General features: G+C 70.6%; 24 protein-coding genes and 2 pseudogenes. 19 read left to right on the top strand and 7 right to left on the bottom strand.

Annotation, left to right across the window (positions count from 1 at the left end):
* Positions 1–7 precede the first annotated feature (7 nt).
* The 3 genes from Y694_RS02990 to surE are packed head-to-tail and all read right to left on the bottom strand — an operon-like array spanning position 8 to position 2536.
* The gene (locus Y694_RS02990; protein ID WP_231497511.1) at positions 8–946 is read right to left on the bottom strand and encodes a peptidoglycan DD-metalloendopeptidase family protein; all 939 of its coding nucleotides are present in this window, start codon (positions 944–946) and stop codon (positions 8–10) included.
* Between the two features lie 19 nt (positions 947–965).
* Positions 966–1775 carry a protein-L-isoaspartate(D-aspartate) O-methyltransferase gene (locus Y694_RS02985; protein ID WP_011828852.1) on the bottom strand — a complete coding sequence of 270 codons (810 nt, stop codon included), beginning with the start codon at positions 1773–1775 and terminating at the stop codon, positions 966–968.
* Positions 1772–2536 (bottom strand): 5'/3'-nucleotidase SurE, encoded by a 765-nt coding sequence (gene surE / locus Y694_RS02980; protein ID WP_036229698.1) that lies wholly within the window; start codon positions 2534–2536, stop codon positions 1772–1774. The genes Y694_RS02985 and surE overlap by 4 nt, the downstream gene beginning before the upstream one ends.
* Before the next feature lie 104 nt (positions 2537–2640).
* Here surE and Y694_RS02975 point away from each other — a divergent pair, with 104 nt between their 5' ends.
* The 4 genes from Y694_RS02975 (at position 2641) to Y694_RS02960 (ending at position 7852) form a co-directional block, all read left to right on the top strand.
* Positions 2641–3618: an NADPH:quinone oxidoreductase family protein gene (locus tag Y694_RS02975; protein ID WP_036229696.1), complete on the top strand. Its 978-nt coding sequence runs from the start codon at positions 2641–2643 to the stop codon at positions 3616–3618.
* A 145-nt stretch (positions 3619–3763) separates the two neighbouring features.
* Complete coding sequence (gene phnD, locus Y694_RS02970) at positions 3764–4726, top strand: phosphate/phosphite/phosphonate ABC transporter substrate-binding protein (protein WP_152543388.1); 963 nt, start codon at positions 3764–3766, stop codon at positions 4724–4726.
* A 46-nt stretch (positions 4727–4772) separates the two neighbouring features.
* The gene (locus tag Y694_RS02965; protein ID WP_011828848.1) at positions 4773–5510 is read left to right on the top strand and encodes a response regulator transcription factor; all 738 of its coding nucleotides are present in this window, start codon (positions 4773–4775) and stop codon (positions 5508–5510) included.
* 35 nt (positions 5511–5545) lie between these two features.
* A complete protein-coding gene (locus Y694_RS02960; RefSeq protein ID WP_051495531.1) occupies positions 5546–7852 on the top strand; it encodes an ATP-binding protein in 2307 nt (768 codons plus the stop codon).
* A gap of 3 nt (positions 7853–7855) precedes the next feature.
* Here the strand turns inward: Y694_RS02960 and Y694_RS02955 are convergent, their stop codons facing one another.
* Both Y694_RS02955 and Y694_RS02950 read right to left on the bottom strand, forming a co-directional pair.
* Positions 7856–9082 (bottom strand): mechanosensitive ion channel family protein, encoded by a 1227-nt coding sequence (locus tag Y694_RS02955; RefSeq protein WP_231497510.1) that lies wholly within the window; start codon positions 9080–9082, stop codon positions 7856–7858.
* A gap of 125 nt (positions 9083–9207) precedes the next feature.
* Positions 9208–10046: pseudogene (locus tag Y694_RS02950) on the bottom strand (histone deacetylase family protein).
* On the opposite strand from Y694_RS02950, the gene Y694_RS25380 reads away from it, so the two are divergent.
* The 6 genes from Y694_RS25380 (at position 9969) to Y694_RS02925 (ending at position 16480) form a co-directional block, all read left to right on the top strand.
* Positions 9969–10193, top strand: coding sequence for a hypothetical protein (locus Y694_RS25380; RefSeq protein WP_231497513.1), 225 nt, complete (start codon positions 9969–9971; stop codon positions 10191–10193). The pseudogene Y694_RS02950 and the gene Y694_RS25380 overlap by 78 nt on opposite strands.
* Positions 10194–10203: 10 nt before the next feature.
* Positions 10204–11124 (top strand): MoxR family ATPase, encoded by a 921-nt coding sequence (locus Y694_RS02945; protein ID WP_036229688.1) that lies wholly within the window; start codon positions 10204–10206, stop codon positions 11122–11124.
* A 16-nt stretch (positions 11125–11140) separates the two neighbouring features.
* Complete coding sequence (locus Y694_RS02940; protein ID WP_036229686.1) at positions 11141–12151, top strand: DUF58 domain-containing protein; 1011 nt, start codon at positions 11141–11143, stop codon at positions 12149–12151.
* 79 nt (positions 12152–12230) lie between these two features.
* Positions 12231–14249 carry a DUF3488 and DUF4129 domain-containing transglutaminase family protein gene (locus tag Y694_RS02935; RefSeq protein WP_231497509.1) on the top strand — a complete coding sequence of 673 codons (2019 nt, stop codon included), beginning with the start codon at positions 12231–12233 and terminating at the stop codon, positions 14247–14249.
* 40 nt (positions 14250–14289) lie between these two features.
* On the top strand, positions 14290–15345 hold the full coding sequence (mltB, locus tag Y694_RS02930) for a lytic murein transglycosylase B (RefSeq protein ID WP_051495529.1): 1056 nt from the start codon (positions 14290–14292) through the stop codon (positions 15343–15345).
* Positions 15346–15391: 46 nt separating this feature from the next.
* Complete coding sequence (locus tag Y694_RS02925; protein WP_011828840.1) at positions 15392–16480, top strand: mechanosensitive ion channel family protein; 1089 nt, start codon at positions 15392–15394, stop codon at positions 16478–16480.
* A 39-nt stretch (positions 16481–16519) separates the two neighbouring features.
* Here Y694_RS02925 and Y694_RS02920 read toward each other — a convergent pair whose 3' ends face one another.
* Entirely contained in the window at positions 16520–17545 is a 1026-nt protein-coding gene (locus Y694_RS02920; RefSeq protein WP_036229681.1) for a zinc-binding alcohol dehydrogenase family protein, read from the bottom strand.
* Between the two features lie 127 nt (positions 17546–17672).
* On the opposite strand from Y694_RS02920, the gene Y694_RS24640 reads away from it, so the two are divergent.
* From Y694_RS24640 to Y694_RS02880, 9 genes and pseudogenes are all read left to right on the top strand, one after another.
* Positions 17673–18038, top strand: coding sequence for a LysR family transcriptional regulator (locus tag Y694_RS24640; protein ID WP_051495528.1), 366 nt, complete (start codon positions 17673–17675; stop codon positions 18036–18038).
* Entirely contained in the window at positions 17996–18601 is a 606-nt protein-coding gene (locus Y694_RS24635; RefSeq protein ID WP_231497512.1) for a substrate binding domain-containing protein, read from the top strand. Before Y694_RS24640 ends, Y694_RS24635 begins: the two co-directional genes overlap by 43 nt.
* Before the next feature lie 8 nt (positions 18602–18609).
* A complete protein-coding gene (locus Y694_RS02910; protein ID WP_036229737.1) occupies positions 18610–19854 on the top strand; it encodes an NAD(P)/FAD-dependent oxidoreductase in 1245 nt (414 codons plus the stop codon).
* Positions 19855–19999: 145 nt separating this feature from the next.
* A complete protein-coding gene (gene rpsU / locus Y694_RS02905) occupies positions 20000–20212 on the top strand; it encodes a 30S ribosomal protein S21 (RefSeq protein WP_011828836.1) in 213 nt (70 codons plus the stop codon).
* Positions 20213–20295: 83 nt separating this feature from the next.
* The gene (locus Y694_RS02900) at positions 20296–20748 is read left to right on the top strand and encodes a GatB/YqeY domain-containing protein (RefSeq protein WP_036229678.1); all 453 of its coding nucleotides are present in this window, start codon (positions 20296–20298) and stop codon (positions 20746–20748) included.
* Between the two features lie 40 nt (positions 20749–20788).
* Positions 20789–21142 carry a TIGR01244 family sulfur transferase gene (locus tag Y694_RS02895; protein ID WP_011828834.1) on the top strand — a complete coding sequence of 118 codons (354 nt, stop codon included), beginning with the start codon at positions 20789–20791 and terminating at the stop codon, positions 21140–21142.
* Positions 21143–21181: 39 nt separating this feature from the next.
* Positions 21182–22371: pseudogene (gene dinB / locus Y694_RS02890) on the top strand (DNA polymerase IV).
* A gap of 141 nt (positions 22372–22512) precedes the next feature.
* Positions 22513–23457, top strand: coding sequence for a DUF3034 family protein (locus Y694_RS02885; RefSeq protein ID WP_173402792.1), 945 nt, complete (start codon positions 22513–22515; stop codon positions 23455–23457).
* A 29-nt stretch (positions 23458–23486) separates the two neighbouring features.
* The gene (locus Y694_RS02880) at positions 23487–23918 is read left to right on the top strand and encodes a group 1 truncated hemoglobin (RefSeq protein ID WP_036229676.1); all 432 of its coding nucleotides are present in this window, start codon (positions 23487–23489) and stop codon (positions 23916–23918) included.
* A 205-nt stretch (positions 23919–24123) separates the two neighbouring features.
* On the opposite strand, the gene Y694_RS02875 is transcribed toward Y694_RS02880, so the two are convergent.
* Positions 24124–24479 (bottom strand): TonB family protein (locus Y694_RS02875; RefSeq protein ID WP_036229674.1); only part of this gene is annotated, 356 nt, incomplete at its 5' end.

The raw sequence follows: 24479 nt of genomic DNA, 5'->3' as shown, positions 1-24479 counted from the left end.
CGCGTCGCTAGCGTGGTGGCAGGAGCTTGACCGGATCGACCGGCTTGCCCAGCTTGCGGATCTCGAAATGCAGTTGTACCCGCTCGGCGTCGGTCGAGCCCATCTCGGCGATCTTCTGGCCCCGCTTGACCGGCTGGTCTTCCTTGACCAGCAGCGTCTGGTTGTGCGCGTAGGCGGTCAGGTAGGTGGTGTTGTGCTTCACGATCACGAGATTGCCGTAACCGCGCAGCCCCGACCCGGCATACACGACGCGCCCGTCCGCTGCCGCGGTCACCGGATCGCCGGCCTTGCCGCCGATCGCGAGCCCCTTGTTGCGCGCCTCGTCGTAGTTTGCCAGCACGGCACCCGAAGCGGGCCAGGCCCAGTTCAGTTCGTCGTCGTCCCGGTTCGACGAGGCCGCGGGAGTCTGGGTGATGACCGGTGCCTGCGGGGCCGCTGCCACGGTACTGCCCGACGCGCTGCCTCCCGGTGCCGCCGCTGCAGCGGCGCCCGGCTTGGTCTCGAGCGGCCGCGCCTCGACCTTCGTGCTGGCCACCGGCTTGGCCGCGACCACCGTCGGGTCGACCGTCGGCGGCAGCACGCGCAGCACCTGACCGACCTCGATGGCGTTCACGTTCTCCATGCCGTTCCAGCGAGCGATGTCCTTCCAGTTCTGGCCGGTCTCGAGACCGATGCGGATCATCGTGTCGCCCGGCTTGACGGTGTAGTAGCCCGGCTTGCCGGCGTTCTCTGCGCCAGGCAGCGGCTTGCCGGCGTCGGGCGCGCTGGCGGCCGAGGCCACGGCCGCGCCCGCCGGAACGGCCACTGCTGCGGCCGGGCTGCGCGTGCTGCGATCCTCGACAGGGGGTGCACGCCGTGGCGCCTGCACGCAGGCCGCGAGCAGGAACACCAGCAGCGCGGTCGTCAGACCGCGCGACAGCATGCGACCGGGGACAGGAAAAAACATGAGGTTGCGTCGCATTCGTTCAGTCGGTGCCGGATTTTAGGGGGACGAATCTGACAGCCTCATGCAGCGAGCGCACCAGGTTGCCATCGGCATGACGGTCGATCACCACCAGCACCTGCCCTCCACTGCGCGCGTCGAGCATCGGCGCGACGAGCCGTCCTCCCGGGCCAAGTTGGTCGATCCAGGGCTGCGGGATGTCTTCACCGCCCGCCGCCGCGATGATGCCGTCGTAGGGCGCGTTCGGTGCATGGCCGATACGGCCGTCACCATAGACCAGCCGCAGGTTCCCGAAGTTCAATGGCGCGAGGTTCTCCCGCGCCTTGTCATACAGCGGTCGCAGCCGCTCGATCGACACCACCTGGCGCGCCAACTGCGCCAGCACGGCCGCCTGGTAGCCGCAGCCGCTGCCGATCTCGAGCAGCCTCGGTCGCGCGCCGGCCGGCTGCAGGGCGAGCATCAACTCGATCATTCGCGCCACCACCGAGGGCTTGGAGATCGTCTGCCCGAGTCCGATCGGCAGACTGGTGTCCTCGTAGGCCTGGTTGGCCAGCGCAGTATCGACAAAGCTGTGCCGCGGCACGGCCCGCATCGCCGCGAGCACGCGCGCGTCGCGCACACCTTCGGCCTGAAGGCGCGCCAGCATGCGCTCGCGCACCAGGTGCGAATCGAGTCCCAGACCGGCCGGCGTGGTGCCGCGGCCGCGCTCCGTGGCTGCCTGGTGCAATGGCCGCTGGGGCCGCAGCAAGGGTGCGGCGCCTGAGCGACCTGCCGGCTTGACCTGGTCGAGCCGCAGCGGGAACTTCGGGGCCGGTCGCTGGCCGGCGCTCATCGCCCGCCCTCGCCAGCTCGTTCCAGCCACGAGCCCCAAGCCGGCAGGCGGGTGTGATCGGTCAGGTCCACCTGCAGCGGCGTGACCGACACGTGGCCCTGAGCCACGGCATGGAAATCGGTGCCGGCACCGGCCTCGCGAGCGTCACCGGCTGCACCGATCCAGTAGATCGGCTCGCCGCGGGGATTGCTCTGGCGGATCACCGGTTCGCTGGCGTGGCGGCGACCGAGCCGGGTGGTGCGCAGACCGCGCAAGTCCTCGTAGGGCCGGTCGGGAATGTTCACGTTGAGCAGCCAGGCACCGGGCACCGGAGGCAGCGCGATCACCTGCTCGATGAGACGGCGTGCCACGCGCGCGGCCGTGTCGAGGTGCGTCCACCCCTTCTCGCTCAGCGAGAAGGCGATCGACGGGATGCCGAACAGATAGCCTTCCATCGCCGCGGCCACCGTACCGGAATAGAGCGTGTCGTCGCCCATGTTCGCGCCGTTGTTGATGCCCGAGACCACCAGGTCGGGCCGCCGCGGCAGCAGCCCGGTCAGCGCCACGTGCACGCAGTCCGACGGCGTGCCGTTCAGGTAGCGATAGCCATTGGCCGCGGTCCAGACCGATAGCGGACGCTGCAGCGTCAACGCGTTGGAGGTGCCGCTCGAGTTCTGCTCGGGCGCGACCACGTCGAGTTCGCCCAATCCGCGACACGCTTCGACCAGCGCCGCCAGTCCAGGGGCGAGATAACCATCGTCGTTGGCAACAAGGATGCGCATCCGACTCATTGTAGGGAGCCCCCACGTCGCCTCGGCGACGGAGTTCCCGCGGCCCTCTACCTATCATCGGTCGCCGCGGCTGACTGCGGCAGCAAGGAGACGACATGCACGCCTGGCTCTGCGACAACCCGATCGGCCCCGAGGCGCTGAAGTGGACCGAATTGCCCACGCCCGAACCGCAGGCCGGCGAAGTGCGCGTGGCGGTGCGCTGCGCCAGCCTGAACTTCCCCGACCTGCTGATCGTGCAGAACAAGTACCAGCTGAAGCCCCCGCTGCCCTTCGTGCCGGGAGCAGAGTTCTCCGGCGTGATCGAGGCAGTCGGTCCCGGCGTGACGCAGTTGCACGTCGGCATGGCCGTCGCCTCGTTCGGCGGCATCGGCGGGTTCGGCAGCCATGTGTGCGTCGACGCCCGGCAGGTGATGCCGCTGCCGTCGGGCTTCGCGTTCGACGACGCTGCCGCCTTCCTGTGCACCTACGGCACCAGCCATCACGCGCTGGTGGACCGCGCACAGTTGAAGGCCGGCGAGACCGTGCTGGTACTGGGTGCGGCGGGCGGCGTCGGCACCGCCGCGATCCAGATCGCCAAGGCGGTGGGTGCGCGCGTGATCGCCGCCGCCTCGAGCGACGAGAAGTGCGCGCTGTGCCGCACGCTCGGGGCCGACGCGTCGATCAACTACACGAGCGCCGACCTGCGCGAGCAGATCAAGGCCGCCACCGAGGGCAAGGGGCCGGATGTGGTCTACGACCCCGTCGGCGGCGCGATGGCCGAGCCGGTGTTCCGCTCGATCGCCTGGCGCGGCCGCTACCTCGTGATCGGCTTCGCCGCCGGCGCCATCCCGGCGCTGCCGCTGAACCTGGCCCTGCTCAAGGGCGCCTCGCTGGTCGGCGTGTTCTGGGGCGAGTTCGCCAAGCGAGAGCCGCAGCAGAACGCGCGGGCCCTGAACGAATTGGCGAGCTGGTACGCCCAGGGCCGCATCAAGCCGGTGATCGAGCACCGCTACGCGCTGCGCGACCTGCCACGCGCCTTCGAGCTGATGGCGTCACGGCAGGTGCGCGGCAAGATCGTGCTCAGCGTCGACTGAAGCGACTCTTACCGCAGGGCCTTCGGCGCTGCGGCCCCCCGTCGGGGGGCCCTCTTGATGGGTCGGGTCCGCCCGGCCCCGGTGCTAAATTCGCGTGCCCATTCAACGCGAGCCCTCTGTGCGCCGTTTGCTGCTGAAGCTGCTCATGCTCGTCCTCGTCGGCCTGGCTGGCCGGGTGGCTGCGGCCGACGCTCCGTCGCTGGCCTTCGGCGTGATCACCACCACCACCGTCGCCGAGACCCGCGCAGCCTGGGAACCCTTCTTCGCCGCCATGCGCCGCGGCACCGGACTCGACGTGCACGGCGTCTACCACGCCACCTACGAAGAAGCCGTCGACGCGGTGGTTCGCAACCTGGTGCAGCTGGCCTGGGTCTCTAACAAGGCCGCGCTCGATTGCATCGAGCGCACCAACGTGGAAGTGTTCGCTCAGCTGGTCGATTCCGCGGGCTCGCTCGGCTATCGCTCGATCATCGTCACGCGTCGCGACAGCGCACTGCTGTCGATCGACCCTCTGCTCAACCGCCCACGCACCTGGCGTTTCGCGATGGGCGAGCCCAGCTCGACCTCCGGTGCCGTGATGCTGGAGTACGCGCTGTTCGTGCCGCGCGGGATCAAGCCGGAAGAACACTTCCAGGCACTGCGCCGCGGCACCCATGCACAGACGCTCGCGGCCGTGCTCGGCGGCCAGGTCCATGCCGGCACGTACAACACCGAGGAGTTGCATCGCCTGCGCGAGCAGTCGCCCGCTCAGGCGATGCAGCTGCGGATCCTGTGGGAGTCGGCGATGATCCCGAAGGATCCACTGCTGTGGCGTCGCGACCTGCCCCTGTCGGTGCGCAAGCGCATCGCGGAATACATCTTCGGTGTGGGTCGGACCGATGACGAGAAGCTGATGCTCAAGCGCATGTTCGACCTCGCCGGTTTCAAGCGTTCCAGCAACCAGCAGCTCAAGTTCGTGCTCGACGTCGACGACTTCAAGCAGCGCTCCGAAGTGCTGCTCGACGCCAGGATGAGCGAGTCCGCCAAGAACGAACGGCTCTCCGACCTGCGCGAGCGCTATGTGCGCCTGTCGCGCGCTGTCCAGGCCGACGCGGATCCGCCGCGATGACGCCGCGCCGGGTCCACGACGTTCGTCCCCCTTTCTGGAGAATCCGATGGCCGTCAAGGTACTGATCGTCGAAGACAACCCCGTCGCACGCCACTTCCTGGCGCGCGTCGTGCGCGAGAGCTTTTCCGACGTGACGGGCATGGCCGAGGCCGGGGACCTCGAATCCGCCCGCCGCCAGCTCGGCATCGGCGGTGCCCCGCCGTTGCCGGCGGGCAGCGAGCCGTTCAAGCTGGTGCTCGTCGACCTGGAGCTTCCCGACGGCAATGGCCTCGAGTTGCTCACCGAACTGGCCGGACACGGTGCGACGAAGATCGTCACCACGCTGTACTCGGACGACGACCATCTCTTCCCCGCGCTGCAGTGCGGCGCCGACGGCTACCTGCTGAAGGAAGACCGCTTCGAGGTGCTGGTCGAGGAGCTGCAGAAGATCGTTCGGGGCCAGCCGCCGCTGTCGCCGGCGATCGCGCGGCGTCTGCTGTCGCACTTCCGTCTCGGCGATTCGGGCTCGATGGCGCTCGACAGCGCCCACGCGCCGGGCGACTTCCAGCCCGCCCGCCCGGCTGCCCCCGCGGTCTACGCGGAGCCGGACCACGAGCGCCTGACGCCGCGCGAGACCGAGGTGCTGACCTACCTCAGCAAAGGTTTCACGATCAAGGAGATCGCCGGTCTGATGGGCATCAAGTGGTTTACCGTCAACGACCACATCAAGGCCATCTACCGCAAGCTCAATGTCTCCAGCCGCGCCGAGGCCGCCGTGCTGGCCAGCAAGCAAGGTCTCGTGTGAGCCCGCGTTCGGTGCGCTGACAACGCGGCCTGTCGATGAACGCGCCGGCCGAGCGCCATCCCACTAGGCCGTCGCGGCGCGACGCGCACACTTCCGGCCCGCCCACGTCGCGGCTCGACGACAACGACTCCGGCATCGACACCACGGTCCTCGAGCAATGGCTGCCGTCGCGGCTGCGCAGCTCGCGCTGGCTCGGCTGGCGGCTGCGGGCACTGGTCGTGCTGGCGCTGCTGGGCTGCCTGGCGCTGTTCCTGCTGACGCGCGAACTCGCGCAGCAACCACGCCTGGACGCCAGCTGGCGCGGCAACGAGCACGGCCAGCTGCTGCTGGCGGCCAGCAACGAGCCGGCGCTGCAGCCTTTCGTCGGCCACGCGCTGCTCGGCATCATCGGCGGCGACAGCCAGGTCGCCGTGCTCGACGCGCTGGCCCTGCAGCGTTCGCCGCGCTGGCTGCCTGGCGATGCCGAGCGGGCCCGCCACCACGAACTGCACGACCAGCTCGAGCGGGCGCTGTCCCAGGGCCATGTGCGTTTCTACTTCGCCGAAGGCGGCACGGCCGAGCTGCAGCTCCAGCCTCGCGGCAGTTTCCGGCTGGGGCTGATGTACTGGCTGCTCGCCGGCCTGGCGTTGGTGCTCTACCTGATCGCGATGGTGGTGGTGCTGGTGCGACCGATGCTCGCCAACGCCCTGTTTGCGCTGATGGCGCTCAGCCAGTGCGGCAATCTGCTGTTCATCGCTGCGGCGGGGGTGTCGGAGCTGACGCTGCCTCGGGGCTACGCGGGATTGGAAGTGCATGCCCGCATGGCCTTCGATCTGGTCACCGCTGCGGCCATCGTCCACGCTGCCTGCCTGCACCCGAGGCGGTTGCCCGGTGGCCCGGCGATCGCGTTGCTGGTGTGGGGCCTGGTCGGCGGCCTGCTGGCGCTCGATGTTCGGTCCGCATTGCCGCAGGCCTGGTGGTGGACCCAGGGCATCGGTGCCGCGCTCGGTCTCTCGGCAATCGGCCTGCTGAGCTGGTCCTACCGCATCGAGCCGCACCCCTATGCCCTGGTGCAACGCCGATTCGGCATCGTGACCGCCGGCACCTGGATCCTGCTGACCGCCGCGATCGCCGCCGTCGGCCAGACCCCGGGCGCGCAACAGGGGATCGCCACCGTCGGTTCGATGATCTGGGTGGTCTTCCTCGCCTCGCTAATGCTGCTGGTGCCGTTTCTCGCCAAGTCGCAGCAGATGCTGCGCGAGTTCTCGCTGCTGGCCGGCGTCAGCACCGTCGCCACCTCGCTCGACCTGTTGTTCGTCACGGCCTTCTCCTTCGGTCAGTTCACGTCGATCACGCTGTCGGTGTTCCTGTCGATCGGCCTGTACGTCAGCGTGCGGCAGTGGCTGTTGAACCACCTGCGCGGCACCGGCATGGTCACGATGGAACGCCTGTTCGAGCGCCTATACCGCATGGCACGCGAGGTGGAGGCCCACCCCGAACGCGCGTCGACCTCGTTGCTGAGCCTGCTGCGCGAGCTGTTCGAACCGCTGGAGGCCGCGGTTGCGCCGAAATCCACCCAGCATGCACGTGCCAGCGGTGACGGCTCGGCGCTGACCGTGCCGGTGCCCGACCTCAGCCGCATCAGCGGTCGCGCCGACGAGACGCTGGTGCTGCGCTACTCGCAGCGCGGCCGGCGCCTGTTCACGCGCGAGGACGCGCGTCTGGCGGACCGCATCGTCGAGCAGCTCAAGCGCGCGGTCGCCTTCGACCAGGCCGTCGAGCGGGGTCGCAGCGAGGAGCGCAGCCGCCTGGCGCAGGACCTGCACGACGACATCGGCGCGCGGCTGCTGACGCTGATGTACCAGGCCCAGAGCCCGGAGCAGGAGGACTACATCCGCCACACGCTGCAGGATCTGAAGACGCTCACGCGCGGCCTCGCGGTCAGCAGCCACCGCCTGTCCCATGCCGCGGCCGAATGGAAGGCCGATGTGCAGCAACGGCTGCAGATCGCCAACGTCGTGCTGGACTGGCACACGCAGTTCGATCGCGACGCGGAACTCACGGTGGTGCAGTGGTCGGCCCTGACGCGCGTGCTGCGCGAGCTGGTCAGCAACACCATCGCACACGCCCGGGCCACGCGGGTGGCGATCTCGCTGCAACTGGCCGACGATCGGCTCGAGCTGCGTGTGCACGACGACGGCCACGGCCGCAATCCGCAGGCGTGGGCGCATGGCCTGGGCCTCGGCGGCATCCGCAAGCGAGTCAAGCAGCTCGGCGGAGAGGTCGAGTGGCGCGAACTGCTGCCGGCCGGCATCGAGTGCCGGGTGCGCTTCCCGAACTGGTCGCAGAGCGCGTCGGCCTGACGATCAGGGCGGTTGCGAGGCCGCCGATGGCGGCTTGTGGGCGGGCGGCACGCGCCGCAGCACACGCTGCGGGAACGGGATCTCGATGCCCTCGGCGTCGAGCACGGCCAGGATGGCCAGATTCACTTCGGAGCGCAGGTTGGACTGGCCGTTCAGCGGATCCGGCACCCAGTACCAGATGGTCAGCTCCAGACCGTCGGCCGCAAAGTTGGTCAGGTGGACCGCCGCCGAGTGACTGTCGTCCTTCATCACGCGCTCGATGCTTCCGAGTGCCGCGAGCAGCTTGGGGCGCAGCTTCAGGACGTCGGTGCCGTAGGCGACCTGAACCACCGTCGAGGCCATGACACAGGTCTCAGTCAGCGAAGCGTTCTCGACGCGCTGCGTGATCAGCAGCTCGTTCGGCACGATGGACTCGCGGCCGTTGGCGGCGCGGATGATCGTCGCGCGCGTGTTGATGTCGGTGATGCGGCCCTCGAAGTTGTCGACCTTGACCAGGTCACCGATCCGCAGCGAGCGCTCGGCCAGCACCACGAAGCCGCTGACATAGTTGGACGCGAGCTTCTGCAGGCCGAAGCCGAGCCCGACCCCGATCGCCCCCCCGAAGACGCTGAGCGCGGTGAGGTCGATGCCGGCCGCCGACAGGGCTATCAGCAGGCCGACGAACAGCAGCAGCGCGCGGGTGGCGTTCGCCGCGATCTTGCGCAGCGACAGGTCGGTCAATCTCCCCTTCAGGAGCCGCGCCTCGATCGCCGCGCTGAGCCACAACGCGAGCATCAGCACGATCACCGCGTTGAACGCGCCCTCGAGCAGGGCCCGCAGCGAGATGCGATCGCTGCCGACCTTCCAGCTGATGCCTTCCAGCTCTTCCATCAGCATCGGCAGCACGCCGGTGAACCAAAGGATCATGCCGATCCACACTGCCCACGACAGCCAGCGCTCGACGATGCGCACGAAGGCCGACGCCGGGAACGCCGCTCGCAGCACCCGCACGAACACGCGGATCAGCGCCAGCGACAGCAGCAGCGCGACCGCGATGCGCAGTACCGCCGGCGGCAGATGCAGCACCGCCAGCAGCAGGTGCTGCGCGGCCAGCACGAGTCCCAGCGAGAGCAACGGAAACAGCGCGCCGTCGACCAGTCGGCGACCGAACAGCACCGAATGGGGATCCTCGCGCCGACCGCGCAGCGTGCGAGCCAGCGCCCACGCCAGCAGCAGGCAGCCACCGAGCACGGCGAGCTCCAGCGCGGCATTGGTGGTGAGCAGCGCGCTGCCCAGCGCACTCAGCTCGTCGGGGGGTCATCGGTCGGGCCATCGGGTCCTTCGGGTTCGGTGCGGAATGCGGCGTGCGAGCGCCGTCAATCGGTCAGTCCGGCCAGCACTCGCACGTGGCTGGCCACGCTGCGCGCCAGCGCACTCAGTGCGTAGCCCCCCTCCAGACACGAGACGATGCGACCGTCGGCATGGCGTTCGGCCACACCCTTGAGGCGCCGCGTGATCCAGGCGTAGTCGCTCTCCACCAACCCGAGTTGACCGAGATCGTCCTCCCGGTGAGCGTCGAAACCCGCCGAAATGAACAGCATCTGCGGCCGGAAGGCCTCGAGCCGCGGCAACCAGTGCCGGTCGATCAGTTCGCGGATCTCGGATCCCTTGGTATAGGCCGGCACCGGCAGGTTCACCATGTTGTCGCCCAGCGGCTGGGCCCCGGAGTTCGGGTACAGCGGATGCTGGAAGAAGCTGCACATCAGCACGCGATCGTCGTTGGCGATGATGTCCTCGGTGCCGTTGCCGTGGTGGACATCGAAATCGATGATCGCCACACGCTCCAGCCCGCGCCGGTCGAGTGCATGGCGTGCCGCGACGGCGACGTTGTTGAAGAAGCAGAAACCCATGGCCTGGCGCCGGGTGGCATGGTGGCCCGGCGGGCGCACCGCGCAGAAGGCGTTCTCGATCTCGCCATCGAGCACCGCATCGGTCGCCGCCACCGCGGCCCCGGCCGCATGCAGCGCCGCAGCCAGGTGCCGGGGCCGGCGACGGTGTCGGGGTCCAGCGCGCGGCGCTGGCCGGTGGCCTCCACCTGCTCCATGAAGCCGCGCAGGTTGGCGACGTACAGCGACTCATGGGCCAGCGCCAAGGTGCCCTCGTCGACCGGCGGCGCCTCGCGCTGCTCGAGCGCGATGTCCAGGCCGGTGGCGATCAGGTGGTCGGCAATGGCGTCGAGCCGCTGCGGGCACTCGGGGTGGCCATCGCCCATGTCATGGGTGCGGCAGGCGGGGTGGGAGTAGTAGGCGGTGGCCATCCGTCTTGGCGGTGCGAGGTCTCGGGAACGGCGGCTTTCGGCTAAGGTGTGCGCCATGACCCTGCACACCCGGCTTCACCAGCTCGTCGATCAGATCGCCACGATTATCGTCGGCAAGCGCCCCCAGATCGAAGACAGCCTCGCCTGCCTGCTGGCCGGCGGTCATCTGCTCATCGAAGACGTGCCCGGCGTCGGCAAGACCACCCTCGCCCACGCGTTGGCCGTCTCGCTCGGCCTGCGCTTCTCGCGCGTGCAGTTCACCGCCGACCTGATGCCCTCCGACCTGGTGGGCGTCAGCGTCTACGAGCGCGGCAAGGAGCGCTTCGTGTTCCACCCCGGGCCGGTGTTCGCCCAGGTCTTGCTGGCCGACGAGATCAACCGCGCCGGCCCCAAGACCCAGAGCGCGCTGCTCGAGGCGATGGAGGAGCACCAGGTCAGCGTCGAGGGCGAGACCCGGGCGCTGCCCGCGCCCTTCTTCGTGATCGCCACGCAGAACCCGAGCGACCAGCTCGGCACCTACCCGCTGCCGGAGAGCCAGCTCGACCGCTTCCTGATGTGCATCACGCTCGGCTACCCCGACCGCGCCAGCGAACGCGCGCTGCTGTCCGGCCGCGACCGCCGCGAGGCCATCCACGAGCTGCACGCGGTGATGAGCCCCTCCGACCTGCAGGCCGCGCAGCAGGCGGTGCTGGCCGTGCACGCCAGCGAACCGCTGCTCGACTACCTGCAGGCGCTGATCGCCGCCACGCGCGACGGCCGCTGGTTCGTCGAGGGCCTGTCGCCGCGCGCCGGCATCTCGCTGCTGCGCGCCGCCAAGGCCCACGCGCTGCTCGATGCGCGCGACTACGTGGCGCCCGACGACCTGCAGGCCGTGCTGCCGCAGACCGTGGCGCACCGCCTGCTGCCTGTCGCCGGGGCCGGCCGGGGTCGGCGCGAACAGGTGCGCGCGATGATCGACGCGATCGCGCTGCCCTGAAGGCCACGGAGCCGACGTGAGCGCGGTGCTCGACGACCCGACGGCGCGCAGCGGCCCGCTCGCGCCGCTGCGCACGCGCTGGCGCACCTGGTGGGACGCCCGCCATCCGCGCAGCGACACGCTGCAGCTCACGCAGCGCAACGTCTACATCCTCCCCACGCGCGCCGGCTGGGTGTTCGCGCTGACGCTGGGCGTGCTGCTGGTCGCGTCGATCAACTACCAGCTCAGCCTGGGTTACCTGCTGACCTTCCTGCTGGCCGGCAGCGGCCTGGTGTCGATGCACGTCACGCATGCCACGCTGCGCGGCCTGAGCCTGCACCTGCGCCCACCCCAGCCGGTGTTCGCGGGTGAGGCGGCGGTGGTCGAGTGCGTGCTGGCGTCCACCGCCACTCGCACCCGGCACGGCATCGGCCTGCGGCTGGCCGGGCCGGAGCGACCGCCACACTGGAGCTGGACCGACGTGCCGGCGGGCGGCCAGTCCGCCATGCAGCTGAGTTTCGTCGCACCGCGCCGCGGCCGGCTGCCCCTGCCCCACGTGGTGCTGGAAACGCGTTTCCCGCTGGGGCTGTTCCGCGCCTGGAGCGAATGGCGCCCGCAGGCAACCGTGCTCGCCTACCCGCAACCAGAGCGGCCCACGCCTCCACTGCCTCCGGCCCGGGCCGCCGGTGGCGAGGCGAGCACGGCGCGCAGCAGCGAGGGCGGCGAGCTCGAGGGCATCCGTGCCTACCGGCGCGGCGACCCGCTGAAGCTGGTGGTCTGGAAGAAGGCCGCGCGTGCGCTCGACACCGGCGGCGAGCTGGTCAGCCGCGACACCCGCAGCGCGGCCCGCCAGGAACTCTGGCTGGACTGGGCGGCGACCGGGGGTCTGTCGCCCGAGGCCCGGCTCTCGCGGCTGGCGGCCTGGGTGCTCGCCGTCGAGCAGAGCGGCGCGGCGTGGGGGCTGCGCCTGCCCGGCCGTGAATGGCCGCCGGCGACAGGCGAGGCGCATCGGCGCGCAGCGCTGGAGGCACTGACGCTGTGGGCCTGATGCGCGACCCGCGACGATCGCGTGGCCCGGCTGGCGACACCTGCCGCGCGAGGCACGCGACACGCTGTTCCTGCTGGCGGTGATTGCCTGGACGGTGCTGCCGCACGTCGGCCAGCTGCCGGTCTGGTGCACTGCGCTGACGGCCGCCGTACTGTTGTGGCGCGGGGCGTTGGCGGTGCGTGGCGCGGCGCTGCCGAGCCGCTGGGTGCTGGCCGGCGTGCTGCTGCTGGCACTGGCGCTGACTTTCATGACGCACCGCACGCTGCTCGGCAAGGAGTCGGGCATCACGCTGCTGGTGGTGCTGGTGGCGCTGAAGACGCTGGAGCTGCGCGCGCGGCGCGATGCCTTCGCGGTGTTCTTCCTCGGCTTCTTCCTGGTGCTGACCCACTTCCTGAGCTCGCAGTCGATGGTCATCGCCGCGGCCATGCTGGTGTCGGTGTGGGGCCTGATGACCGCGCTGGTGCTCGCGCACATGCCGGTCGGCCAGCCCGGCCTGGACCGGGCCGGTGCGCTGGCCGGCCGCTTCGCGCTGCTCGGCGCGCCGGTCATGCTGCTGCTGTTCCTGCTGTTCCCGCGCATCGGTCCGCTGTGGGGCGTGCCGAACGACGCCGGCGCGAAGACCGGCCTGTCCGGCGAGATGCGCGTGGGCATGATCGCCGAGCTGGCCGCCGACGACAGCATCGCGCTGCGCGTGCGCGTGCTCTCGGGCACGCCGCCACCGCCGGAACAGCTGTACTTCCGCGGGCCGGTGCTGACCGGCTTCGATGGCACGACGTGGCGCGTCGGTTCGCCACGCTTCGCGTCGGGCGCGACGCTGGCGCGCAACCTGCGGCCGATCGGCGAGCCGGTGGAGCTCGAGGTCACGGTGGAACCATCGCGGCTGTCCACCATCCCGGCGCTGGAAGCCACGCCGGCCCTGCCGGCGCTGGAGGAGAACCTGCGCACGCAGTTGCTCGACGACCTGCACTGGATCACGAACCGCCCGCTGGCCGAGCGCATCCGCTACACCGCCCCTTCGTGGCCGCGCTTCGCCCACGGCCCGACCGAGCCCACGCTCGGCCTCCAGGATGCGCTGGACCTGCCGCCCGGCTTCAACCCCCGCACGCTCGAATGGGCCGCGGCGCTGCGGCGCGACCCGCGTTATGCCCAGGCCGACGGCAACACCCTCGCCGCCGCGCTGATGCAGCACATCCGCCGCGAGAACTACAGCTACACGCTGGCCCCGGGCCTCTACGACGAAGCGCAGCGCGGCACCGCGATCGACGAGTTCTGGCTCGACGGCAAGGCCGGCTTCTGCGAACACTTCGCGACCGCCTTCGTGGTGATCCTGCGCGCGCTCGACGTGCCCGCGCGCGTGGTCACCGGCTACCAGGGCGCCGAGCGCAACCCGATCGACGGCACGCTGGTCGTGCGCAACAGCTTCGCGCACGCCTGGGCGGAATACTGGCAGCCCGGCCAGGGCTGGGTGCGCGCCGATCCGACGGCGGCGGTGGCGCCCGAGCGCATCGACCGCAGCCGTCCGCTGGCGCCAGCCCCCGGCTTCGTGGCCACCGCCTTCGGCGGCGTGGCGCCCGACGCGCTGCTGCAGTTGCGTGCGCTGTGGGAGTCGGCCAACAACGCCTGGAACCAGTGGGTGCTGAACTATTCGCGCGGCACGCAGTTCGACCTGCTCAAGCGTCTGGGCTATGCCTCGCCGAGCTGGGAGGACCTGGCCCTGCTGCTGATCGTCGTCGCCAGCGGCCTGAGCCTGGCGGTCGCCGGCTGGGCCTGGTGGGGCCACCACCGGACCGACCCCTGGCTGCGCGCCTATGCGCGCGTGCGGCAGGCCACTGCGAAGCGGGGCATCCCAGTGCACGACGGCATGCCGCCGCGCACCCTGGCCGCGGCCCTTCGGGCACGCCATGGCAGTGCGGCAGAACCCGCTGCGCGGGTGCTGGACGCGCTCGACCGCCTGCGCTACGCCCGTGCCGACGCACCGGCCTCCAGGCGCCGGCAGGCCGTGCAGGCGCGCCGGCTCGCCGCCACCGCCGTGGCTGCCCTGCGTCCCCTGAAGCCTCACACTTCCCCGTCCAAGATGCCGGTCGCCGCTTCCCGATGATGACGAAACCCCGCCCCTCCTTCCTGTCCTCGCCGCGACCCTGGTCGCGCTCGGCACGCTCTGCCCGCCCTCCGACGCCGAGGCCGCGCGGACCCGCAAGAAGCCCGTCGCCCTGCAGGACGACAACGCGCCCGACGCCGTGACCTACGGCCGCCGCGACGACGTGGTGGCGCTCGCCGCCGGCATTGCCGAACGGCGCGGGCTCGACCGCGCCTGGGTCGAAGAGACGCTGGCGCAGGCGCGCTACATCCCGGGCGTGGTGCGGCTGATCCAGCCGCCGCCGGCCGGCACGGCCAAGAACTGGGCGGCTTACCGCGCGCGCTTCGTCGAGCCGGTGCGCATCCGCGCCGGCGTGGCGTTCTGGCGCGACAACGAGCGCTGGCTGCGCGAGGCCGAGGCGCGCTACGGCGTGCCGGCGGCCATCGTCGTCGGCATCGTCGGCGTGGAGACCATCTACGCCCAGCACATGGGCAACTTCCGCGTGCTCGACGCGCTGGCCACGCTGAGCTTCGACTTCCCGCGCGACGCGCGGCGCGACCGCAGCCCCTTCTTCCGCGACGAGCTGGAGAGCTTCCTGCTGCTGTGCCGGCAGCAGGGCAGCGACCCGCTGGCGCTCAAGGGCAGCTACGCCGGTGCGATCGGCATGCCGCAGTTCATGCCGAGCTCCTGGCTGAAGTACGCGGTCGACTTCGACGGCGACGGCCGTGTCGATCTGCACGCCAGCGCTGCCGACGTGATCGGCTCGGTGGCGAACTACCTGGCCGAGTTCGGCTGGCAGCGCGGCCAGCCGACCCACTACGCGGTGGGCGCGCCGGTCGACGTGGCCGAGCGCGCCGTGCTGCTGGCGCCCGACATCCTGCCCAGCTTCAGCGCAGCGCAGTTCGCCGAGCACGGCGCGGCTCTGGAAACCGCGGGCCGGCAGCACGAGGGCCCGCTGGCGCTGGTCGAACTGCAGAACGGCAACGCGGCACCGAGCTACGTGGCCGGCACGCAGAACTTCTATGCGATCACGCGCTACAACTGGTCGAGCTACTACGCGCTGGCGGTGATCGAGCTGGGCCAGGCGGTCGCCACGGTGGTCGAGGCCACGCGCTGAGGCGGCGCACGATGGAACCTCCGCGCCAGTCGGTGCTCAAGCAGGGATGAACTTTCCGAACTGGCTCCCCCCGTCGATCGCCGACTGGCTGCCCGCGTTGGGCATCGCGGCGGCGGCCATGCTGCTCGCTGAACTCGTGTTCCATGTCGGCGAGCGCGTGGTGCGGCGCGCCACCCGCAGCACACCGCTGGCTTCGACCGTGGCGCAGGCGGTGCGCAGCCCGGCGCGCTGGGCGCTGCCGCTGCTGGCGCTGAACCTGGTGTGGCACGAGGCGGCGCCCGACACACTGGCCGGCCTGGCCTCGGTGCAGCGGCTGACCGGCCTGCTGCTGATCGCCGCATTCACCTGGCTTCTGGTGCGCGCCGTCAACGGCCTCGCCAAGGCGGTGATCGCGGCCCATCCCGTGACGGTGGCCGACAACCTGGAGGCGCGCCGCATCCACACCCAGACCCGCGTGCTGTCGCGCACCGTGGCCGGCCTCGCCGTGCTGATCGGCGCGTCGCTGATGCTGATGACGTTTCCGGCGGTGCGGCAGATCGGCACCAGCCTGCTGGCATCGGCCGGCGTGGTGGGCATCATCGCCGGCTTCGCGGCGCGGCCGGTGCTGGGCAACCTGATCGCCGGTCTGCAGATCGGCCTGAGTCAGCCGATCCGCATCGACGACGTGGTGATCGTCGAGGGCGAATGGGGCGTGATCGAGGAGATCACCGGCACCTACGTCGTCGTGCGCATCTGGGACCAGCGGCGCCTGGTGGTACCGCTGCAGTACTGGATCGAGAAGCCATTCCAGAACTGGACGCGCAAGACCTCGGAGCTGATCGGCACCGTGTTCCTGTGGGTCGACTACCGCATGCCGCTCGCCCCGCTGCGCGCGGCGCTGCAGCGCGCCTGCGAATCGACCGAGCACTGGGACGGCCGCTTCGCGCTGCTGCAGGTCACCGAGGCCGGCGAGCACGCGATGCAGCTGCGCTGCCTGGTGACCTCGGCCTCGGCACCGGCTGGCTGGGACCTGCGCTGCCACGTGCGCGAGTACCTGGTCGACTTCATCCAGCGCGAGTACCCGCAGTACCTGCCGCGCCTTCGCGCGGAGGCGAGGATGACCGGCGATGACGTTCCGCCAGCGGCGGTCGGCTGAAGCCGACAGCGGCCTGCTCGCGCACCGGACCCTCGGGCCTCAGAACCCCTCGAGCACGATCTTCCCCCGCGCCCGGCCGCTTTCGATCAGCGCGTGCGCGCGCGTCAGGTTGGCCGCCGTGATGCGCCCGTAGTGCTCGCCCAGCGTGCTGCGCACCACGCCGTCGTCGACCAGCGCCGCCAGGTCATTCAGCAGGTGGTGCTGCGCCACCATGTCGGGCGTCCCGAACAGCGCGCGGGTGAACATCAGCTCCCAATGCAATGACGCGCTCTTGCGCTTGAGCAGGCGCACGTCGATCGGCTCCGGGTCGTCGATCAGCGCGATGCGCCCCTGCGGCGCCAGCGCCTCGACGAGCTGCGTGAAATGCACGTCGGTGTGGGTGAGGCTCGCCACGTGCGTGACCTCCGGCCGGCCGATGCGCCGCAGCTCCTCGCCCAAGGGGCGGCCATGATCGATCACGTGGTGGGCGCCGAGCTCGCGCACCCAGGCCTGGGTCTCGGGTCGCGACGCGCTACCGATCACCGTGAGCCCGGTCAGGCGACGCGCCAACTGCACCAGGATCGAGCCCACGCCGCCGGCCGCACCCATCACCAGCAGGGATTCGCCAGCCGCGCTGTCGCGGCCGCGCTTGCCGGGCGGGACCAGCAGGCGGTCGAACAGCAGTTCCCAGGCGGTGATGCCGGTGAGCGGCAAAGCCGCGGCCTGCGCATCCGTCAGGGACGCGGGCGCGCGACCGGCAAGGCGCTCGTCGACCAGGTGCAGTTCGGCATTGCTGCCGTTGCGCGCGATCGAGCCCGCATACCAGACCCGGTCACCGGGCTGGAAGCGCGTGACGGCACTGCCGACCGCCTCGACCACGCCGACCGCGTCCCAGCCCAGCACACGAGGCGTGCCGTCGGCATGGGCGCCGTTGCGGCGCACCTTGGTATCGACCGGGTTGACCGACACCGCCCGCACCGCGACCCGCAGATCGTGCGGCAGCGGCTCGGGCACGGGCAGGTCGATGTCGACCAGGGCGCCGGCAGCATCGATCGGCAGACTGCGGGTGAATGCGACGGCTTTCATGCGGAACTCCTTGCAGGGGGAACGGGACCCGAGGCGGGATGAGGCATTGTCGAAAGACCGTGAGAGTGAATCAACGCTTATCAATCGACAATACTTTCAATCAATATTTGAAACTTGATCCCCACCCATGCATCTCGACGACCTGAACCTCTTCATTCAGGTGGCCCGCAGCGGATCGTTCAGCGCCGCTGCGCGGCAGCTGGCGCTGACGCCGGCGGCGGTGAGCGCAACCATCAAGCGCATCGAGGCCTCGCTGCAGCGACGGCTGATCGAGCGCAGCACCCGCGCGCTGCGACTCACCCCCGAAGGCGAGCGTTTCCTCGACACCTGCGAAGCCCTGACGGCCCGGTGGGCCGAGGGCACGGCAGCGCTGCGCTCCGACCCCGGCGCGGTGGACGGCGAGGTGCAGCTTGCAGCCCCCGCAGACACCACCTACCAGCTGCTGTCGCCCTGGCTCGCACCCTGCTGGTCGCCCACCCCGGCCTGCGCCTGAGCCTGCACGTCAGCGACCGCCTGCACGACGTTCGGCGTGAGTCGGTCGACATCGCCGTGCGCTACGGCACCCTGCCCGACTCCGGCCTGGTGGCTCGCCGGCTGTGCAGCGGCCCGCGCATCGCGGTCGCATCGCCGGCCTATCTGCGCCGACGCGGCACGCCCCAGACGCCCGCCGATCTGGCCGGGCACGACTGCCTGCTGTGGATGCTGGGGGGCCGCGCGAACCGCGACTGGCGTTTCTGGCGGGGCCGCAGCGTGCGTGGCGAGGGCGAACCGGTGCGCGTGGGCGGGGCGCTGTGCGGCGACGGCTCGCTGGCACGGCAATGGGCACTGCAGGGTCGCGGCATCGCGTCGAAAGCCTTGTGTGACGTGCTCGCCGATCTCGAGGCCGGCCGCCTGGTGCAGGTGCTGCCGGGCCACCGCGGCGACGAGGTGCCGGTGCACGCCTTGCTGCCGAGCCGCGAGTATGTGCCGGCGCGCGTGCGCGTGGTGCTGGACCAGCTGGTCGAGCGCTTCGCCGACCTGCAGCGGCGCATGGACGCGTGGCGCGCGCCCCGATAATCGTGCCGATGCAGGCCGCTTCCCCCTTCGACGTCGTGGTGATCGGCGCGGGAGCAGCCGGCCTCTTCTGTGCCGGCGTCGCCGGCCAGCGCGGCCTGCGCGTGCTGCTGGTCGATCACGCGGAGAAGCTGGCCGAGAAGATCCGCATCTCCGGCGGCGGGCGCTGCAACTTCACCAACCTCGAAACCGGGCCGGCGAACTTCCTGTCCGGCAACCCGGCGTTCTGCCGCTCGGCGCTGGCACGCTACACGCCGCGCGACTTCATCGCCCTGGTGCAGCGCCACCGCATTCCCTGGCACGAGAAGCACAAGGGCCAGCTGTTCTGCGACGAGTCCAGCGAGGACCTGATCGCCATGCTGTTGCGCGAGTGCGAGGCCGGCGGCGTGACGCGCTGGCAGCCCTGCCGCGTCGCCACCGTGCGGCGGGCCGCTGTCCGCGGCTTCGAGCTCGACACCGATCGCGGCAGCGTGCGCGCAAGGCGCGTGGTGGTCGCCACCGGCGGGCTCTCGATCCCGAAGATCGGCGCCAGCGACTTCGGCTACCGGCTGGCGCGGCAGTTCGGCCACCGCGTGGTCGAGCCTCGACCCGCGCTGGTGCCGCTGACCTTCGATGCCACCGCCTGGGCGCCGTTCGCGGCCCTGGCGGGCCTGTCGCTCGAGGTGACGGTGAGCACCGGCAGCGGCTCCGCGGCTGGACGCTTCCTCGAGGACCTTCTGTTCACGCACCGCGGGCTCAGCGGCCCGGCGGTGCTGCAGATCTCCAGCTACTGGCAGCCTGGCACGCCGATCGCGCTGGACCTGGCGCCGGGCCAGGACCTGGCGTCCGCCCTGCGCGAGGCCAAGGCGGTATCCAGGCGCCAGCTCGGCAACGAACTGGCGACCCGCCTGCCGGCCCGCCTGGCCGAGGCCTGGTGCGCACCGCTCGGCAACCTGGCCGCACGGCCACTGCCCGAGGTCAAGGACAAGGATCTGGCCACCCTCGCCGCCTCGCTCCAGCACTGGATGCTGACGCCGGCCGGCACCGAGGGCTACCGCAAGGCCGAGGTCACCGCCGGCGGCGTGGACACGCGTGAGCTCAGTTCACAGACGATGGAAAGCCGGCGTGTGCCCGGCCTGCATTTCATCGGTGAGGTGGTCGACGTGACCGGCTGGCTCGGCGGCTACAACTTCCAGTGGGCCTGGGCCAGCGGGCACGCCTGCGCCGAGGCCCTGGCCGCCGCCGGCCGCGCGGAGACACCGGTTCCGCACCCCTGACGCCCGGCGCAGGCTGCATTGCGCCGGTCCTCGCCGCCGGTCTATAATCTTCGTCTTTGCTGGCAAACCGCGCGCCGAACCCGGCCCGAGTCATCCGGAAAGATTCCCCGGAACCCGGTGCGCAAATTCAAGGATCCACCGTTTCATGACCACCGTTCGCGTCAAAGAAAACGAGCCCTTCGATGTGGCTCTGCGTCGTTTCAAGCGCACGATCGAGAAGATCGGCCTGCTGACGGACCTGCGGGCCCGCGAGTTCTACGAGAAGCCCACCGCCGAGCGCAAGCGCAAGAAGGCGGCCGCCGTGAAGCGCCACTTCAAGCGCGTGCGCAGCATGCAGCTGCCCAAGAAGCTGTACTGACCACCCCTCAGTCGGCACCACATCAAGCCCGCGCGGGGACGCCCAAGCGGGCTTGGTCGTTTCTGGAGACCGGAGAGAGCCTCATGACGAGCCCGATCAAAGACCGCATCACCGAAGACATGAAGAGCGCGATGCGCGCCAAGGACGCAGCACGCCTCGGCACCATCCGCCTGCTGCTGGCCGCGCTGAAGCAGAAGGAGGTCGACGAGCGCGTGGTGCTCGACGACGCCATGGTGATCGCGATCGTCGACAAGCTGATCAAGCAGCGCAAGGACTCGATCAGCCAGTTCAGCGCCGCCGGCCGTACCGACCTCGCCGACAAGGAGACCGCCGAACTGGCCGTGCTGGAGGCCTACCTGCCGGCGCGCCTGAGCGCCGAGCAGGTGGCCTCCGAGGTGGCCGCGATCGTCGCCGAGCTCGGCGCCAGCGGCCCGGGCGACATGGGCAAGGTGATGGGCGCCGTCAAGACCCGCCTGGCCGGGAAGGCCGACATGGGCCTGGCGTCGGCCGCGGTGAAGCAGGCGCTGTCGAAGTAAGCTCGCTCCGGCACGCCACCCGCATCACGAGGACGCCCCGATGGATCTGCCCGCCACCCGCCTGAATGCCGAGATCGCCACGGCCCCCCAGCTGACCCCCGACGCGATGGCCGCCGCGGCCGCCGCCGGCTTCCGCAGTGTGGTCAACAACCGCCCCGACTTCGAAGGCGGGCCGGACCAGCCGACCAGCGCCGCGATCGAGGCCGCCGCACGGGCCGCCGGCCTCGAGTACGCCCACCTGCCGGTTGCCGGCGGTTTCCAGACGCCCGAACAGGCGCAGGCGATGGCCGCGCTGATGGAGCGCCTGCCCAAGCCGGTGCTGGCGTTCTGCCGCAGCGGCGCCCGCAGCGGCCGGCTGTACGCACTGTCGCTCGAACACCGCCAAACGCACTGAGCCCCCGCCAGGGCCGCCTCCCGGCCGGCGGCTCGGCACATGCCAGAACGCTACATCGCCCACCTCGACATGGACGCGTTCTACGCGTCGGTCGAGTTGCTGCGCTATCCGGAACTGAAAGGCGAGCCGGTGGTCATCGGCGGGGGCCGGCGCCACGAACCGGAGGTGCTGGCCGACGGCAGCCGCCGCTACGCGACGCTGCGCCACTACGCCGGCCGTGGCGTCGTCACCACCGCCACCTATGCGGCGCGCCGCTACGGCGTGAACTCCGGCATGGGACTGATGAAGCGGCCGCCCTGGCGCCCGACGCGGTGCTGCTGCCGGTCGACTTCGACGAGTACCGGCGCTACTCGCGCCTGTTCAAGGCGGCGGTGGCCGAGATCGTGGGCAACACGCCACCGCTGATCGAGGACCGCGGCGTCGACGAGATCTACATCGATCTCTCGGCCCTGCCCGGTGTCGCGGTCGACCGCGGCGCGACGCTGGCGCGCGCCATCAAGGCCCGCGTGCTGGAAACCACCGGCCTCAGCTGCTCGATCGGCGTCACGCCCAACAAGCTGCTGAGCAAGCTCGCCTCCGAACTCGACAAGCCCGACGGCCTGACGATCCTGCGCGAGGCCGACATCGAGACACGCATCTGGCCGCTACCGGCCCGGCGCATCAACGGCATCGGGCCGAAGGCCTCGGCGAAGCTCGAGGCCCTGGGCATCCGCACGATCGGCGAGCTGGCCGCCGCCGACCCGGCCTGGCTGCTGAAGAACTTCGGCGCCCACTACGGCGCCTGGCTGCATGCCGCCGCCCACGGCCGCGACGAACGGCCGGTGGTGACGCACAGCGAACCGGTCAGCCTGAGCCGCGAGACCACGTTCGACCGCGACCTGCACCCGCGCAACGACCGCGCAGCGCTGTCGGCCATCTTCACGCGGCTGTGCGAGCAGGTGGCCGACGACCTGCAGCGCAAGGGTTACGTCGGCAGGACCATCGGGCTGAAGCTGCGCTACGACGACTTCAGGACGGTGACCCGCGACCTCACGCTGCCGGCCCCGGTCGACGACCTCGCGGCGATCCGTCGGGCGGCCGGCGAATGCCTCAAGCGCGCCCCGCTCGAGCGACGCCTGCGCCTGCTGGGCGTGCGGGTCGGCTCGCTGTCGCGCCCCGGCGAGCTTGTCCCACCCGCCGCAGCGAAGCCGGCCGCGCAGCCGCATACGCGATCGCTGTTCGACGACTGAGGCGCCACTGACATGCCGCAACCTGTCAGGCGCGCAACTTGCAGCCGGGGGTCCGCGGCGACGTCCGCACGCACCGCCGTGCCCAGGACGTCACGAACCGCCGCCGCCGCGCGGCCTCTTTCGTCGGTGGTGGGAGCCTCCATGTCATTCGAAGTCCTGAGTCACGAGTTCCGATCGACCGTCGGGGTCGGCGGCCGCGTGACCGCGCTGTTCCTGCTGGCGGCATCGGCCCTGGCTGCTGCCGCCCCGGCACCGGCGCGCGAGGGCAAGCTGCTGTTGACCGGTGGCGTCAGCAGCATCGATGGCGCCGCCGGTGGCGGCCTGACACCCTGGGCATTGACCGGCAGCTATGCCAGCGTCGGACAGTTCGGCGCCAGCGCCTACCTGACGCGCCTGAGGACGCAGGATTACGGGCTCACCGGCTACGGCGTGGCCGCCAGCTTCGACGAGCGCATCGAACTGTCGCTGGCCCGCCAGGACTTCGACACCGGACGCACTGGCACCGCGCTCGGCCTGCCCGGCCTGAGGCTGAAGCAGGACATCTTCGCGGTGAAGCTCAGAATCGCCGGCGATGCCGTGCTGGACAGCGACACGTGGATGCCGCAGATCGCCATCGGCCTCGAGCGCAAGCGGCTCGACGCCGGCGGCCTGGCACCGACGCTGCAGGCCCTGGGCGCCGACGACCGAGGCACCGACGTCTACCTCAGTGCCACCAAGCTCCTGCTCGCGCAGGGGGTGCTGCTCAACACGACGCTGCGGGCCACCAAGGCCAACCAGAACGGCCTGCTCGGCTTCGGTGGCACGGCGCGCGACCGCTACAAGCTGCTGCCGGAGTTTTCCGTGGCCTGGCTGCTGCGCCGCAATCTGGCGATCGGCGCCGAGTACCGCTTCAAGCCGGACAACCTGAACCCCTCGCTGCTCGGCGACGGCCTGGCCGAAGACGACTGGAAGGACCTGTTCATCGCCTGGGCCCCGGACAAGAACCTGTCGCTGACGCTGGCCTGGGTCGATCTCGGCCGCATCGTGCCGGCCGTCGTCGACCGGCGCCAGAGCGGCGCCTACCTGTCGGCCCAGGTGGCGTTCTGACAACCCCGCCCGTACTCATGAGCCTCCCCATGAAGCGTCTCCTGATCGCCCTGAGCTGCGCCATGGCGGCGCTCTCCGCCGCCGCGCAATCCACGCCCCCCGACGATGCGCTCTACCGTGCCCTCGGCGGCACGCCTGGTCTGACGAAACTGATGGCCGACTTCGTGCCCCGTCTCGCGGCCGATCCGCGCATCGGCGAATTCTTCAAGGAAACCAAGCTGTCGGAGCTGCAGAAGCAGCTCGTCGACCAGTTCTGTGTGGTGTCCGGCGGCTCCTGTGTCTACGAGGGCGAGACGATGAAGAACTCCCACGCCGAGATGAAGATCCGCAAGGCCGACTTCAACGCGCTGGTCGAGGTGCTTCAGGAGTCGATGGACCGGCAGGGCATCCCCTTCTCCGTGCAGAACCGCCTGCTCGCGCGGCTGGCGCCGATGTATCGCGACATCGTCAACACACGCTGAGGTTCGCATTGCTCCTGCGTGCTTTGACTGCGCGCTGCTGACCAGGGCGTATCGAAGCGCCGTGACGGGCCGCTGTGTGGAGCGAGGTAAAGGAGGAGCGGTCGGCCCGCAGGGCGGACCGCGGGGGACACGAGCGCAACACAGCGGCCCGTCACGGCGCCCCCTCCACCACTCGACAGACAGACCTCCGCACGGAGCAACGAGGTCACGACGGCAGGAAATCCACCGGCCAGGACACCACCATTTGCTCCACATCCTTCGCGCCGAAATCGAACTGCCGCACGCGCGCCAGCAGCTTGCCTTCCAGTTCGCTCGCATGCAGTTCGCTCGACACGATGCGCACGCCCACCACGTCGCCGGCCGGCGCGATCTTCAGTTCGAGCACTACCTTGCCCTGCAGCGACGGGTCCTCGCGCAGCGCGCGGTTGTAGAGCGCATAGATCGCGCCCTTGTTGCGCTCGAACACGAGCTTGATCTCCTCGATCGAGCGCGAGGCCTTGCCGCTGCCGCTCTTGGTGAGCGTGCCGCCGGCCCCTGCCCCACCGCCGCCGCCTCCCCCAC

It is taken from the genome of Methylibium sp. T29-B (genome assembly GCF_000576225.1).
GTDB classification, from domain to species: domain Bacteria; phylum Pseudomonadota; class Gammaproteobacteria; order Burkholderiales; family Burkholderiaceae_C; genus Methylibium; species Methylibium petroleiphilum.
Note: the sequence above shows the minus strand (reverse complement) of the source record. Positions and strands in the feature narration are given on the sequence as shown.

Bases quoted from the DNA above. Each gene is read 5' to 3' on its own strand.
- Y694_RS02990 (WP_231497511.1), bottom strand. From the start codon at position 946: ATGTTTTTTCCTGTCCCCGGTCGCATGCTGTCGCGCGGTCTGACGACC.
- Y694_RS02985 (WP_011828852.1), bottom strand. From the start codon at position 1,775: ATGAGCGCCGGCCAGCGACCGGCCCCGAAGTTCCCGCTGCGGCTCGAC.
- surE (WP_036229698.1), bottom strand. From the start codon at position 2,536: ATGCGCATCCTTGTTGCCAACGACGATGGTTATCTCGCCCCTGGACTG.
- Y694_RS02975 (WP_036229696.1), top strand. From the start codon at position 2,641: ATGCACGCCTGGCTCTGCGACAACCCGATCGGCCCCGAGGCGCTGAAG.
- phnD (WP_152543388.1), top strand. From the start codon at position 3,764: ATGCTCGTCCTCGTCGGCCTGGCTGGCCGGGTGGCTGCGGCCGACGCT.
- Y694_RS02965 (WP_011828848.1), top strand. From the start codon at position 4,773: ATGGCCGTCAAGGTACTGATCGTCGAAGACAACCCCGTCGCACGCCAC.
- Y694_RS02960 (WP_051495531.1), top strand. From the start codon at position 5,546: ATGAACGCGCCGGCCGAGCGCCATCCCACTAGGCCGTCGCGGCGCGAC.
- Y694_RS25380 (WP_231497513.1), top strand. From the start codon at position 9,969: ATGGGCCAGCGCCAAGGTGCCCTCGTCGACCGGCGGCGCCTCGCGCTG.
- Y694_RS02945 (WP_036229688.1), top strand. From the start codon at position 10,204: ATGACCCTGCACACCCGGCTTCACCAGCTCGTCGATCAGATCGCCACG.
- Y694_RS02925 (WP_011828840.1), top strand. From the start codon at position 15,392: ATGAACTTTCCGAACTGGCTCCCCCCGTCGATCGCCGACTGGCTGCCC.
- Y694_RS02920 (WP_036229681.1), bottom strand. From the start codon at position 17,545: ATGAAAGCCGTCGCATTCACCCGCAGTCTGCCGATCGATGCTGCCGGC.
- Y694_RS24640 (WP_051495528.1), top strand. From the start codon at position 17,673: ATGCATCTCGACGACCTGAACCTCTTCATTCAGGTGGCCCGCAGCGGA.
- Y694_RS02910 (WP_036229737.1), top strand. From the start codon at position 18,610: ATGCAGGCCGCTTCCCCCTTCGACGTCGTGGTGATCGGCGCGGGAGCA.
- rpsU (WP_011828836.1), top strand. From the start codon at position 20,000: ATGACCACCGTTCGCGTCAAAGAAAACGAGCCCTTCGATGTGGCTCTG.
- Y694_RS02900 (WP_036229678.1), top strand. From the start codon at position 20,296: ATGACGAGCCCGATCAAAGACCGCATCACCGAAGACATGAAGAGCGCG.
- Y694_RS02895 (WP_011828834.1), top strand. From the start codon at position 20,789: ATGGATCTGCCCGCCACCCGCCTGAATGCCGAGATCGCCACGGCCCCC.
- Y694_RS02885 (WP_173402792.1), top strand. From the start codon at position 22,513: ATGTCATTCGAAGTCCTGAGTCACGAGTTCCGATCGACCGTCGGGGTC.
- Y694_RS02880 (WP_036229676.1), top strand. From the start codon at position 23,487: ATGAAGCGTCTCCTGATCGCCCTGAGCTGCGCCATGGCGGCGCTCTCC.